Origin of the sequence: Achromobacter sp. JUb104 (genome assembly GCF_024806975.1) — a bacterium.
In the GTDB taxonomy this organism is placed as follows: Bacteria; Pseudomonadota; Gammaproteobacteria; order Burkholderiales; family Burkholderiaceae_B; genus Achromobacter; species Achromobacter spanius.
This window is the reverse complement of sequence record NZ_JANUEY010000002.1, coordinates 1,631,718-1,645,274: the sequence shown is the minus strand read 5'-3', so window position 1 is coordinate 1,645,274 and position 13,557 is coordinate 1,631,718. Positions and strand designations below refer to the sequence as shown.

Genomic DNA, 13,557 nt, shown 5'->3' with positions numbered 1-13,557 from the left:
AAAGAGGATTTAACTATGGCCACCAAGAAACCCAAGGGATTGGGTCGCGGACTGGACGCCTTGCTGGGCGCGGATGCGCCTGCGATCGACAACATCGGCAAGGCCGCCGCGGCCAAGCCCGAGGGTCCGCCATCCACCTTGCCTCTCTCGAAGATGCGCGCGGGCAAGTATCAGCCGCGTACGCGCATGGACGAGGGCGCATTGGGCGAGCTGGCCGAATCAATCCGCACGCAAGGCATCATGCAACCCATTCTTGTGCGCGCTCTGGGCGAAACCGCGCCGGGCCATTACGAGATCATCGCGGGCGAACGCCGTTTCCGCGCCGCGCAACTGGCCGGCCTGAAAGAAGTACCGGTGCTTGTGCGCGAAGTGGCCGACGAAAATGCGGCGGTGATGGCGCTGATTGAAAATATCCAGCGCGAAGACCTGAACCCGCTGGAAGAAGCGCACGGCGTGCGCCGCCTGCTGGACGAATTCGGCTTGACGCACGAGCAGGCTGCGCAAGCAATCGGCCGGTCGCGGTCGGCTACCAGCAACCTGCTGCGCCTGCTGAACCTGGCCGCGCCCGTGCAGACGATGCTGCTGGCCGGCGATGTGGACATGGGCCATGCTCGCGCGCTGCTGGCCGTGGATGCGGCCACGCAAATCCAGTTGGCCAACCAGATCATTGCGCGCCGCCTGTCGGTGCGCGAAGCGGAAAAGCTGGTGGCCAAGACCGCCAAGGAAGCGGAGTCCGCCAGTTCGCCGCGCAAGAAGGCCAACGGGGTTTCGCGCGATTTGACGCGCTTGGAAGAGGCGCTGTCCGACCATTTGGGCACGCGCGTCGCCCTGAAGGTGGGCGCCAAGGAAAAGGGCCAGATCGTGATCGACTTTCACGGCTGGGAACACCTGAATTCGCTGCTTGAACGCCAAGGCCTGTCCGGAGTGGTCGATGCCTGAGCGCGCATTGCCGGTGATTGCGGTCCTGGCCACGGGCGGCACCATCGCGGGCGCCCAGGCAGATGCCACGTCGGCGGGATACAAGGCGGGGTCGTTCTCCGTCAATGATCTGTTGAGTGCCGTACCCCAATTGGCCCGCATTGCCGACATTCGCGCTGAACAGGTTGCCAACGTAGGCAGCCAGAACATGACGCATGAGGTCTGGCAGGCGCTGGCGGCGCGTGTCGAGACGCTTTGCCAGGACGCCTCGGTGGCCGGCATCGTCATTACGCATGGCACCGATACGCTTGAAGAAACCGCCTACTTCCTGAGCCTTGTTGTTCAGCACGACAAACCCGTCGTGCTGGTGGGGGCCATGCGGCCGGCGACGGCCCTGGGTGCCGAAGGCCCCGCCAATCTTTACAACGCGGTGGCGCTTGCCCGCCATCCCGACGCGCGCGGCCGAGGCCCGCTGGTCGTGATGAACGAAGACGTGCATTACGCGCGCGAGATCCAGAAGATCGCCAGCGCCGGGCTGTGCGCGTTCGCATCGCCCAACCGTGGCCGCGCCGGCGTCATGCATGGCGGCGTGCCGTGCTTCTATTCCCGCAACACAACAACGCATTCGACACAAAGCGAGTTTTCACTCGCATTATTGGAATCGGCGGGCTGGCCGCGTGTTGATATCGTGTATGCCCATGCGAACCTGCAGGGCGACGTGATCGACTTCCTGGCCGACACGGCCGAGGGCATCGTCTTGGCCGGCGTGGGCGACGGCAACGCCACTGACCTGGCCATTGACGCCTTGAGCCGCGCCGCCATGAATGGCGTGGCGGTGGTGCGTTCCAGCCGCACCGGTAGCGGCTTTGTCGCGCGCGACGTCGAACTGGATGATGGCGGCCTGGGTTTTATCGCAGCACGTGACCTGAACCCCCAGAAGGCGCGCATCCTGTTGATGCTGGCCTTGTCGGTCACACGCGATACGGATGCGGTACAGGCCATTTTCGACCGCTACTGAGCGCCAGGCGGTCCGGCCGCTGCATCGCCCTGCTGCGCCAGTCCCAGGTTGCTGCGCAACATGTCGTAGACCTGGCGCGTCAGCGGATTGATCAGATCGCGCCTTATCCACAGGAAGTAGGTGACGTCCGGCAAGGGCGGCAGCCCTTCCTTGTCCCCCAGCACACGCATTTCCGGCCCCAGCAGTTCCACGCTGCGCGCCGTCACGCCCAGCCCGGCGCGCAACGCGGCCTTGATCCCCACCAGATTCGGCGCCACGTAGTTGGTGTGCCAGCGCACGCGCGCTTGCTCCAGCGCGTTTAACGCCAGGCGGCGAAAGATGCTGGGCTCGTCCGCCAGCACCAGCGGCACGGGGGCGTGCGGGTCGTGGACATAGTCCGCAGATGCCAACCAAACGGTGGGCGAGGTGCGTAGCGCAACCCCCTCGAAATCCTGATCGAAGCGGGTGGAGATCGTCAGGTCAAGCTCGCCGGCGCGCAGGGCGTCCATCAAGAAAGGGCTGCGGTCCACGCGAATCTCGAGTTTCACGCGGGGGGCTGATCGCGCGATGTGCGTCAAGAGCGTCGGCAAGATGGTGTCGGCCACGTCCAAGGGCGCACCCAGACGCAAATCGCCTTCCAGCGGGCCGTCTTGCAGGGCGCGCAGCGCCTCGTCGTTGATGGCCAGCATATGACGCGCATATTCGACCAGCCGCCGCCCGTGCGACGACAGCACTTTGTTGCGCCCCTGCTTTTCGAATAGCGGCAAACCGATACTGGCTTCCAGCCGCTGCATCTGTTGCGTAATGGCCGACTGCGTCTTGTGCAGCCGATTGGCAGCTTCAGAGAACGTGTCGTGCCGTGCGATAGCCGTCAGTGTGCGAAGCAGGTCCAGGTCCAGGTTGCGCATGATGTGCCCAAAGTATTAGCGATGCTAATGGAATGTTAAGGCAATTTAAATTGTTGGCGCGACATCACGGCGATACATTAAGCCCAATAACTCGTGAAACAAGAGGGAAAATCATCGTGAGCACCGTACATCCGCATCAGGCCGGCATTGACAGCGCCATTGGAAATATTAAAAAAACTGTAGGAAATAAGGGGCTGAACCGAGACAGCCTCGACGAGGTGCTGCAAGAGCTTGTGCAGCTGGCCGCCCATACCGACTGGTGGACGGGCGATCGCTATGCACCGCCCGAAGAGGGCGAGCGCCAAGCCCGTTACCTGATTGCCGAAGACGACGACAAAAGCTACGCGCTCTACTTGAACGTCATGCGCCCCGGCAACAAGATCGTGCCGCACAACCACACCACCTGGGCCTGTATCGCGGCCGTGGAAGGCGTGGAATACAACTACGTCTACGACCGCCTCGACGACGGTTCCGTGCCGGGCGTGGGCCGCCTGCAAAAGACGGGCACCGTGGTGGTGGGGCCGGGCGCCGGCATCGCGTTGATGCCCGACGATATCCACGCCGTTGAAATCCAGGGCGACAGCGTCATCCGCCATCTGCACATGTATGGCCGCGCGCTGGAAACGCTGGACGAACGCCTGGGTTTCGACCTGGACGCCGGCACCTGCAAGATCATGCCGATTGGCGTGAAGACCCGCCGCTGATCATGAACAAGCCCTACCAGTCCGCAACGCGATTGCTGCGTGCGGGGCGCCCCCATCAAGGATGGGTGAACACCCCCGTTACGCGCGCCAGTACTTACGTGTTCGATAGCGTCGCGGCCTGGCGCGACACGCGCGAGCGTCGCGAACAAGAGCGCCTGCCGTCCTACGGCGCGCGCGGCACCGACAGCACGCATGCGCTGGAAGACGCCCTGGTGGAACTGGAACAGGGCTTTCGCGCCGCGCTGTATCCCACCGGCCAGGCTGCGATCACCACGGTGTTGCTGGCGTACCTGCGCGCGGGCGATCACGTCCTGATTACCGACGCGGTGTATGAACCGGTGCGCCGCTTTTGCACGGAGCATCTGACGCGGCTGGGTATCGAACATACGTTCTATCGCCCTGACGGACGCGGTATCGACGGCCTGATCCAGCCCAACACGCGAATGATCTACGCCGAAGCGCCGGGCTCGCTGACTTACGAGATGCCGGACCTTTGCGAGTTATCCACAGCCGCGAAAAAACACGGTTGCTGGCTGGCTGTGGATAACACGTGGGCGTCGGGCTTGATATACAAACCGCTGACGTTGGGCGCCGATATTTCCATTCTGGCCGCCACCAAATATCTCGGTGGACATGCCGACGTGATGATGGGCGCGGTAGTTGTCAATGCGCGCGCCTGGCGTCCGCTTGAGCGCGCCACCATCGACTTCGGCCAGACCGTGGGTGCCGACGACGCTTTCCTGGTGTTGCGTGGGATGCGCTCGCTGCCCCTGCGCATGGCGCAGCATGAGAAGAACGCTATGCGGGTTGCGCAATTTTTGCAGGGACGCCCCGAAGTGGCTCGTGTGCTGTGTCCGGCCTTGCCCGGCGACCCGTCGCACGCGGTGTGGTTGCGCCACTGCACCGGCGCCAATGGACTGCTGACGGTGGAACTGGATGGCGCCTATGGCGCCAAGGACGCCGAGCGGCTGATCGACAGCCTGCGCCTGTTCGGTATCGGCGCGTCGTGGGGCGGCTTTGAAAGTCTTGTGATTCCGGTGCAGCTTGCATCACGCGCGCTGCCGGACCCCACGCCACGCGGCGCGATGCTGCGCCTGCATATCGGCCTTGAAGACCCTGAAGACCTGATCGGCGACTTGGAACAAGGCCTGTCAGCACTGAGCTTATCTACCCGGATCCCTTTAAATTCCATGACGCATCCCACCTCCGCCCCTTCCATCGCAGCCGTTGATCCCCACACGCTCAAGCAGTGGCTGCACGATGGCCGCGAGATCGCCTTGCTGGATGTGCGCGAACACGGGCAGTACGGCGAGTCCCATCTGTTTTTCGCCGCACCTGTGCCGTATAGCCGGCTGGAGGTGGACATCGTGCGCCTGGCCCCGCGCCACGACGTGCGCGTGGTGGTGTACGACAACGGAGGCGATGACCATACGGCGGAACGCGCCGCCCGCGCCTTGGCCAGGCTTGGCTACGGCAACGTGCATCGTCTGGCCGGCGGCATTGCCCAATGGCAGCGCGACGGGTACGCCGCGTTCGCCGGCGTGAATGTGCCCAGCAAAACCTTCGGCGAATTGGCCGAAGAAGTTTTCCACACCCCCCGCATCGGCGCCCGCGAACTGGCCGAGCGCCAACGGCGTGGCGACGATCTGATTGTGCTGGACGGCAGGCCTTATGCCGAATACCAAAAAATGAGCATCCCCGGCGGCATCTGCTGCCCGAACGGTGAATTGGCGCTGCGCGCTCACACGCTGGTCAAGAATCCGGACACAACCATCGTCATCAACTGCGCCGGCCGCACACGCAGCATCATTGGCGCACAGACGCTGATCAACCTGGGAGTGCCCAACCCTGTCTACGCGCTTGAGAACGGCACGCAGGGCTGGTATCTGGAAGACCTGGAACTGGAACACGGCGCGCGTCGCCGCTATGACGACGGCGTGTCGCCGGAAGCGCTGCCCGCGCTGGCTGCGCGATCGGCACAACTCGCCAAGCGCCATGACGTGCCGGTGGTGGATGCCCGCACGGTGCAGGCATGGCTGCTGGACACGACCCGCACGACGTTCCTGTGCGACGTGCGCAGCGCCGAAGAGTTCGCGCAAGGCTCCTTGCCGGGGGCGCAGCACACGCCCGGCGGCCAACTGGTGCAGGCCACCGACCAGTACCTGGCCGTGCGTGGCGCGCGGATCGTGGTGTTCGACGCCGAAGGCGTGCGCGCGCCGGTCGTGGCGAGCTGGCTGCGGCAGATGGGCTGGGATGCTTGCGTGCTGGAAGAGGGCGTTCATGCCGCCTTGTCGCACGAGGCGCCGAGGTCGCGGACGCCACATCTCTCTGTCTTGACCGACGCGGCGCTGGCGGCAGCCTTGCCGCAGGGCGCGCAGGCTGTCGATATCCGCGCAGGCATGCGTTATCGCGCCGGGCATATCGCCGGCGCGCAGTGGTCCATTCGCCCGCGTCTGGACCGCTTGAACCTGGACCCCGCGCGTCCCGTCGTCCTGCTGGCCGACGACGCCGACTTGGCCGCATGGGCAGCAGAAGATTTGCGTGCCTTGGGTCTGCATGACATCAAGGTGAACACCGGCACGCCAGCCAGTTGGTCGGCAGCGGGCATCGCGCTTGAAGTCACGCCCGCCGTGCCTTCGGACGAAGCCTGCATCGACTACCTGTTCTTCGTGCATGACCGCCACGACGGCAACAAGGCCGCGGCGCGCCAATACCTGGCGTGGGAGACCAACCTGGTCAAGCAGATTGATGAACGCGAGTTGGCAACGTACCGCTTTCCGGCAAGCTGACGCGGACACGCCACAGCGTGCCGGATAGCACCAGATAGCGCCACCGCCGCAATGGTCCGCAGAGACCGCGCGGCACACCAGATGCATCAACCCGATTAATACGCCCCGGCGGCAGTTGCCGACGGGGTGCGGACGGTTCATGGCGAACCGGAATGCAAAGGATGGCCGGGTATCCGGCCACCACGACAAGGGGAAATCCAGATGAAGCACCACGCATTGCACACTTGCGGCGCCGTCGCGTTGGCCGTTGCCGCCTTGATGGGGGGCGCGAGCGTCCAGGCCCAAGCACAGAACCTACAGGCGCCGGCCGACTATCCAAAACAGGCCATTACGGTGGTGTCGCCGTTTCCGCCTGGGGGTGGCAACGACAATGTGGCCCGCTTGATCGCGCAAGAGTTGGGGGCCATCACGGGCCAAAGCGTCGTCGTGGAAAACCGCTCTGGCGCGGGCGGCAATGTCGGCACGGCGCAGGTCTCGCGTGCCAAGCCCGACGGCTACACCCTGGTGATGTCGCAGACGAGCGTCATGGCCGTCAATCCGCGTCTGTACAAGAACGTCGGCTTTGATCCCGTCAAGGATTTCATGCCCATCTCACAGATCACGTCCGCGCCGCTCGTGCTGGTGGCGCGCACCGAGAGCCCGTACAAGACCTTGGCCGACTACCTGGAGGCCGCGCGCAAGCAACCGGGCATCATCACCTACGCTACGCCGGGCAATGGCACCATGAGCCATCTGATGGGCGCGCTGGTGTCCAAGAAAGCGGGCGTGACCCTGGTGCACGTGCCGTACCGCGGCGCGGCGCCGGCCATCACTGACCTGATGGGCGGCACGGTCGACATGCTGATCACCTCGCCGGCGTCGGCCGAACCCATGGTGGCCGCCGGCAAGCTGCGCGTTCTGGCATTGAGCCATGAGAACAGCGTCGGCATCTTCAAGGGCGCGCCCACGCTGAAGCAAAGCGGCCTGGATGGCATCACGGCTGACGACTGGTACGGCCTGTTCGCCCCGGCGGGCACACCGGCCGAGCGCGTCGCCTATCTGGCGCAAGCGGTCAGCCAGGCGATGAAGTCGCCCAAGGTGATTGCAAAGATCAACAGCGGTGGAAGTTGGCCGGTGGGCAGCCAGCCTGATGCGTTCAAGACGCGCCTGCAGGAAGACACGGTTTATTGGGCCGACATGGTGAAGACGGCGGGCGTGTCGCTGGACTAAGTCTTGCTCGAGGTGTCAGCAACAGGCGGCCGTGTGCCGCCTGTTTTGCGTGGTGCGTTGGCCATGCACTGCGGGAATCGCTTGCGACCTACTTAGGGAAACTACTGCATGCCCAAGGCTGCAAATTCGCGGCAAGGTGTCTAGACTCGGAGAAACCCTGAGAGCACGCCACGCGATGTTCCCTTGTTCGGCAAGGAGCGCCGTGGCGTCTGCCCGCAGTCCAACGCAAGGCTTCAGCCACAAGGTGAACGAGCATGCATTCACTAGGGGTAGCAACGGTGGAAGACGCGGAACGGCTGGTGCAAGCCAGTCCGCTTTCGCATATCAAGGTGGGCTTGTCCGACGTGGACGGCGTCATGTTGGGCAAGTACCTGCGGCGCGACAAATTCCTGGCTGCGTTGCGCTCGGGCTTGGCGTTTTGCGACGTGGTGTTAGGTTGGGATCTGGATGACCAACTCTACGACAACACCAAGTACACCGGGTGGCACACTGCCTATCCCGATGCCAAGCTGCGCATCCTGCCCCACACCGGCCGCCGACTGCCACTCGAGCAGGGTCCTGGGGGCGAAGACATGCTGCTGTTCCTGGCCGAGTTCGAAGGCGATGCGGCCGCCATCTGCCCGCGCCGCTTGCTGCAACGTACGCTGGATCTTGCAGAGGGCATGGGCTACGAGGTCTACGCCGCGCTGGAATATGAGTTCTTCATGTTCCGTGAAACGCCGCACTCCGTGCGCGCGAAGCACTATCGCAATATGGAGAACTGGACGCCAGGCAACTTCGGCTATTCCATGCTGCGCAGCACGGTCGAAGGCGACTTCTACCGCAAGTTGCTGGACATGTGCGAACGCATGGACATGCCCATCGAAGGCTTGCATACGGAAACGGGGCCGGGCGTGCTGGAAGCGGCCATCGCCGTCGACAAGGCCGCGGCCGCGGGCGACAAGGCCTTTTTGTTCAAGACGTTCACCAAGGCGTTAGCGCAGCAGAACGGCTTGATGGCGACGTTCATGGCGAAGTGGTCGCACGACCATCCCGGGCAGAGCGGCCACATTCATCTTTCCTTGCGTGACACAAAAAGTGGCCGCTCGGCCTTCTACGATGAATCGCAACCGCATGGCATGAGCGCGGTGCAGGTGTCGTTCATGGCGGGCGTGCAACGCTATCTGCCGGAATTCATGGCGCTCTATGCGCAGACCATCAACAGCTATTCGCGGCTGGTGCCGGGGTATTGGGCGCCGCTGGACGCCACCTGGGGCATGGAGAACCGCACCACCGCGTTGCGCCTCATCCCCGGTAGCGATAAGTCTCAGCGCGTGGAAGTGCGCATCGGTTCGGCGGATGCCAATCCGTATCTGGCGCTCTCCGCCGCATTGGCTTCCGGGTTGTACGGCATTCAGCTGGGCCTGGTGCCGGAACCAATGGTGCAGGGCAACGCCTACACCCAGCAATTCCCCGCGCATTTGCGCCTGCCCACCACGCTGTGGGAAGCCGCGCAACGCCTGCGCGAATCCGAGGCCGCGCGCCACTTGTTTGGCGACGCCTTCGTCGAACACTATGCGGCCACCCGGGAATGGGAAGAACGCCAATTCCGGCGCCATGTCACCGACTGGGAGCTTGCGCGCTATTTCGAGATCATCTGATCCGAATCCAACTGTTTGCATAGGGCCACCATGACCGAGGAACTCATCACCATCAGTCCCGTCAACGGACGCGAAGTCGTCCGGCGTGCTTACGCCAGTGACGCGCTGATCTCGCGCACGCTGGCACAGGCGCAGTCCGCGCAGCCGGCCTGGCAGGCGCTGGGCATCGCGCAGCGGGGGCGCATCGTATCGGCGGCGATTGATCAGGTTGTCGCGGCCCGCAACGAAATTGCCCGCGCGATCACGATTCAGATGGGCCGTCCTTTGCGCTACACGCCGGGCGAAGTGGATGGCTTCGAGGCTCGCGCCCGCCACATGATCTCGATTGCCGACGAAGCGCTGGCGCCCATACAGGTGCCCGAGCAGCCGGGTTTCACGCGCTTCATTCGTCGTGAGCCGATTGGCGTTGCATTGACCATCGCGCCCTGGAATTACCCGCTGCTGACCGCCGTGAACAGCATCGTGCCGGCCTTGATGGCCGGCAACACCGTGATTCTGAAGCACTCCGATCAGACGCCCTTGTGTGCGGAATTGCTTGACCGCGCATTCCGCGACGCCGGCGTGCCGCAGGGCGTGTTCCAGTACCTGCATGCGAATCATGACACGGTGCAAAGGCTGATCCGAGCGCCGGAGATCGGCTACGTGTCGTTCACGGGTTCGGTGCGCGGGGGGCGTGTTGTCGAGGAAAGCGCGGCGGGCCGGTTCATCGGGGTGGGCTTGGAGCTGGGGGGTAACGATCCCGCCTATGTGCGGGACGACGCCAATATGGAGCACGCGGTTGAATCCCTGGTCGACGGCGCGTTCTTCAATTCTGGCCAGTCCTGCTGCGGTATTCAACGCATCTACGTGGCGCAGGCGCGATACGACGACTTCGTCGAACGAGCCGTGGCCCTGACCAAGGCTTATGTGTTGGGCAACCCGCTTCACGAAACCACGACCTTGGGCCCAGTGGTTCGTGCCCGCGCCGCAGCGGAAATTCGTGATGTTGTTGGCGAAGCCATTTCGGCAGGCGCTCAAAACATGATGGATCCGTCGCATTTTAATAATGCGAGTGAAAGCTCGTGTTATGTTGCCCCGGCCATCCTTACGCGAGTAAACCATCGCATGCGCATCATGAGCGAAGAGTGCTTCGGGCCTGTCGTCGGCATCATGCCGGTCGCGGGTGATGATGAGGCCGTCGCATTGATGAACGACAGCCCCTATGGCCTGACGGCGGCGGTGTACACGCAAGATGAGGCAGCCGCGCTGGCGCTTGGTGCGCAAGTGCGCACCGGCACATTCTTCATGAATCGCTGCGACTACCTGGATCCGGCCCTGGCCTGGACGGGCGTGAAGAACACGGGCCGTGGCGTGTCCTTGTCAGCCATCGGCTACGAACAGCTTACCCAGGCCAAGTCCTTCCATCTGCGAACCGTCTGATCCAAGATGTCTTCAGGAACCGAACCATGACCGTGCCCAGCGTTAACTGGAACTATCCGACTGCAATCAAGGCCGGCCCGGGCCGGGCGGCGGAGCTGCCTCAATGGTGCCGCGAACTTGGCATGACGCGCCCGCTGCTCGTCACCGATCCGGGCCTGGCCCCCTTGCCGATGGTGGCAAACGCCGTGCAGGCGTGCAACAAAGCGGGCCTGGCGTGTGCGGTCTTTCATGGGATCAAGGGAAATCCCACCGGGCGCAATGTTGAAGACGGCGTGGCGGCCTACCAGCAAGGCGACCACGACGGCGTCATCGCCTTCGGTGGTGGTTCCGCGCTGGATGCGGCCAAGGCGATCGCGTTGATGGTGGGGCAGGATCGTCCCTTATGGGACTTCGAAGATATCGGCGACAACTATCAGCGCGTGAACGTCACCGGCATGGCGCCGGTGGTGGCCGTGCCGACTACGGCGGGTACCGGATCGGAAGTCGGGCGGGCATCCGTCATCACGGATGAAGTCGCGGAGGTCAAGCGCATCATCTTCCACGCGCGAATGTTGCCGGCCATCGTGATTCTGGACGCCGAGCTGACGCTCGGCCTGCCGCCCGGGATCACCGCCGCAACCGGCATGGACGCGTTGTCGCACAATCTCGAGGCGTATTGCTCGCCGTTCTTTCACCCGATGGCGGCGGGCATCGCCATCGAAGGCATGCGAATGATCAAGGAATACCTGCCCCAAGTGGTGGCGGACGGCTCGAATGTGCAGGCGCGCCAGCAAATGCTCGTGGCGTCCACCATGGGCGCCACCGCCTTCCAGCGCGGCCTGGGCGCCATGCACGCCCTGGCGCATCCTTTGGGGGCGCTGTACGACGCGCATCACGGCATGCTCAATGCCATCTTGATGCCTTATGTGCTCAAGGCGAACCAGCACGCGGTGGCGCCCAGGTTGGAAGCGCTGGCGCGTTACCTGGACCTGCCGGCCACGGGGCCGGGCGCGGTGCTTGATTGGGTATTGCGGCTGCGCCAGGCCGTCGGCATTCCCCACACGCTGGCCGAGATCGGCATCGACGAGGGCCAGGCCGAGCGGGTAGGGCGCATGGCCAGCGAAGATCCGTCAGGCGCAACCAATCCGGTAAATTTCACCGCCGAAGACTATTCGCAACTTTTGCGAGCATCAATTCGCGGAAACCTGTAAACTTCGCCCCCTCTGCGCGGAAACGCGAGTGGTCGAACAAAAGTTTTTGAATATTTTCAGCCGGAAGGTTTGACACCGGATTCGAAAGTGTTCATAATCTCAAGTTCTCCGCTGGAGGGGTGCCCGAGTGGTTAAAGGGGGCAGACTGTAAATCTGTTGGCCTTGCGCCTACATTGGTTCGAATCCAATCTCCTCCACCAGAGACCCAACTCTTAATCCAGGCGATGTCTGCCTGGATTTTAAAATTAGGCCTAGGGAACTGGGCGGCCTTCGCAAAGAAGGTTGTAAGGTTCCCCAGGCCTTGATTTTGAGAGTTTGGGAGATGAGATGGTGAATGGGTATGCCGCGGGTGTAGCTCAATGGTAGAGCAGAAGCCTTCCAAGCTTACGACGAGGGTTCGATTCCCTTCACCCGCTCCAAGATTTTTAAATGCCCATGTGGCTCAGTGGTAGAGCACTCCCTTGGTAAGGGAGAGGTCGCGCGTTCGATCCGCGCCATGGGCACCACAAATTTCCAAGTTCTTTTCTTCAGTCTGAAGCGCAATCCAGGTCAGGAGTCAGCCATGGCAAAAGGCAAGTTTGAACGTACCAAGCCGCACGTGAACGTGGGTACGATTGGTCACGTTGACCACGGCAAAACGACGTTGACGGCAGCTATCACGACCGTTCTGTCGAACAAGTTCGGTGGCGAAGCCAAGGGCTACGACCAGATCGATGCGACTCCTGAAGAAAAGGCTCGCGGCATCACGATCAACACCGCCCACGTCGAGTACGAAACGGAAGCGCGTCACTACGCTCACGTTGACTGCCCGGGCCACGCTGACTATGTGAAGAACATGATCACGGGCGCGGCGCAAATGGACGGCGCGATCCTGGTTGTGTCGGCCGCTGACGGCCCGATGCCGCAAACGCGTGAACACATCCTGCTGAGCCGCCAAGTTGGCGTGCCGTACATCATCGTCTTCCTGAACAAGGCTGACATGGTTGACGACGCCGAGCTGCTCGAGCTGGTGGAAATGGAAGTTCGCGAACTTCTGTCGAAGTACGACTTCCCAGGTGATGACACCCCGATCGTCAAGGGTTCGGCCAAGCTGGCGCTGGAAGGCGACAAGGGCGAACTGGGCGAGCAAGCCATCATGGCTTTGGCCGCTGCACTGGATTCGTACATCCCGACGCCCGAGCGCGCCGTGGACGGCACGTTCCTGATGCCGGTTGAAGACGTGTTCTCGATCTCGGGTCGCGGCACGGTGGTTACCGGCCGTATCGAACGCGGCATCGTGAAGGTCGGCGAAGAAATCGAAATCGTGGGCCTGGTGCCGACGGTCAAGACGACTTGCACGGGCGTTGAAATGTTCCGCAAGCTGCTCGACCAAGGTCAAGCCGGCGACAACGTGGGCATTCTGCTGCGCGGCACCAAGCGTGAAGACGTCCAGCGTGGCCAAGTGTTGGCCAAGCCGGGCTCGATCACGCCGCACACGGACTTCACGTCCGAGGTGTACATCCTGTCCAAGGAAGAAGGCGGCCGTCACACTCCGTTCTTCCAAGGCTATCGTCCCCAGTTCTACTTCCGCACGACGGACGTGACGGGCACGATCGAGCTGCCGGCCGACAAGGAAATGGTTCTGCCGGGCGACAACGTGGCCATGACGGTCAAGCTGTTGGCTCCGATCGCCATGGAAGAAGGCCTGCGTTTCGCCATCCGTGAAGGCGGTCGTACCGTCGGCGCCGGCGTCGTCGCCAAGATCCTGAAGTAAGCAATACCCAAGTGGGTAGAGAGGACGAAA

At 63.0% G+C, this 13,557-nt stretch carries 10 protein-coding genes, 3 tRNA genes and 1 pseudogene; 13 read left to right on the top strand and 1 reads right to left on the bottom strand.

All coding sequences use genetic code 11. The features are described from left to right. Positions 1 to 15 precede the first annotated feature (15 nt). Positions 16 to 939 carry a ParB/RepB/Spo0J family partition protein gene (locus M2361_RS19370; RefSeq protein WP_100853709.1) on the top strand — a complete coding sequence of 308 codons (924 nt, stop codon included), beginning with the start codon at positions 16 to 18 and terminating at the stop codon, positions 937 to 939. Beyond that, a complete protein-coding gene (locus M2361_RS19365) occupies positions 932 to 1,936 on the top strand; it encodes an asparaginase (RefSeq protein WP_259251265.1) in 1,005 nt (334 codons plus the stop codon). The genes M2361_RS19370 and M2361_RS19365 overlap by 8 nt, the downstream gene beginning before the upstream one ends. Here M2361_RS19365 and M2361_RS19360 read toward each other — a convergent pair. Beyond that, a complete protein-coding gene (locus tag M2361_RS19360; RefSeq protein WP_259251264.1) occupies positions 1,930 to 2,823 on the bottom strand; it encodes a LysR substrate-binding domain-containing protein in 894 nt (297 codons plus the stop codon). The two genes, M2361_RS19365 and M2361_RS19360, sit on opposite strands and share 7 nt — an antisense overlap. Before the next feature lie 116 nt (positions 2,824 to 2,939). Here M2361_RS19360 and M2361_RS19355 point away from each other — a divergent pair, with 116 nt between their 5' ends. The 11 genes and pseudogenes from M2361_RS19355 to tuf all read left to right on the top strand — a co-directional run bounded on the left by M2361_RS19355 (position 2,940) and on the right by tuf (position 13,527). Then, positions 2,940 to 3,527 (top strand): cysteine dioxygenase family protein, encoded by a 588-nt coding sequence (locus M2361_RS19355; RefSeq protein ID WP_259251263.1) that lies wholly within the window; start codon positions 2,940 to 2,942, stop codon positions 3,525 to 3,527. 2 nt (positions 3,528 to 3,529) lie between these two features. After that, a pseudogene (gene metC / locus M2361_RS19350) lies at positions 3,530 to 4,672 on the top strand (cystathionine beta-lyase); the annotation flags it as partial. A gap of 45 nt (positions 4,673 to 4,717) precedes the next feature. Continuing rightward, complete coding sequence (locus tag M2361_RS19345) at positions 4,718 to 6,316, top strand: rhodanese-like domain-containing protein (RefSeq protein ID WP_259251530.1); 1,599 nt, start codon at positions 4,718 to 4,720, stop codon at positions 6,314 to 6,316. 201 nt (positions 6,317 to 6,517) lie between these two features. Further along, positions 6,518 to 7,525: a tripartite tricarboxylate transporter substrate binding protein gene (locus tag M2361_RS19340; RefSeq protein WP_259251262.1), complete on the top strand. Its 1,008-nt coding sequence runs from the start codon at positions 6,518 to 6,520 to the stop codon at positions 7,523 to 7,525. A gap of 254 nt (positions 7,526 to 7,779) precedes the next feature. Next, positions 7,780 to 9,165: a glutamine synthetase family protein gene (locus tag M2361_RS19335; RefSeq protein ID WP_259251260.1), complete on the top strand. Its 1,386-nt coding sequence runs from the start codon at positions 7,780 to 7,782 to the stop codon at positions 9,163 to 9,165. Positions 9,166 to 9,195: 30 nt separating this feature from the next. Then, positions 9,196 to 10,584 carry an aldehyde dehydrogenase family protein gene (locus M2361_RS19330; RefSeq protein ID WP_259251259.1) on the top strand — a complete coding sequence of 463 codons (1,389 nt, stop codon included), beginning with the start codon at positions 9,196 to 9,198 and terminating at the stop codon, positions 10,582 to 10,584. Positions 10,585 to 10,610: 26 nt separating this feature from the next. Next, positions 10,611 to 11,774, top strand: a complete 1,164-nt coding sequence (locus tag M2361_RS19325) for an iron-containing alcohol dehydrogenase (protein WP_259251258.1) — start codon at positions 10,611 to 10,613, stop codon at positions 11,772 to 11,774. A gap of 113 nt (positions 11,775 to 11,887) precedes the next feature. Then, a tRNA-Tyr gene (locus tag M2361_RS19320) sits at positions 11,888 to 11,974 on the top strand. A 145-nt stretch (positions 11,975 to 12,119) separates the two neighbouring features. Beyond that, positions 12,120 to 12,193: transfer RNA gene (locus M2361_RS19315), tRNA-Gly, on the top strand. 12 nt (positions 12,194 to 12,205) lie between these two features. After that, a tRNA-Thr gene (locus M2361_RS19310) sits at positions 12,206 to 12,280 on the top strand. Positions 12,281 to 12,336: 56 nt separating this feature from the next. Beyond that, on the top strand, positions 12,337 to 13,527 hold the full coding sequence (gene tuf / locus M2361_RS19305) for an elongation factor Tu (protein ID WP_006221899.1): 1,191 nt from the start codon (positions 12,337 to 12,339) through the stop codon (positions 13,525 to 13,527). The last annotated feature ends 30 nt before the right edge of the window (positions 13,528 to 13,557 follow it).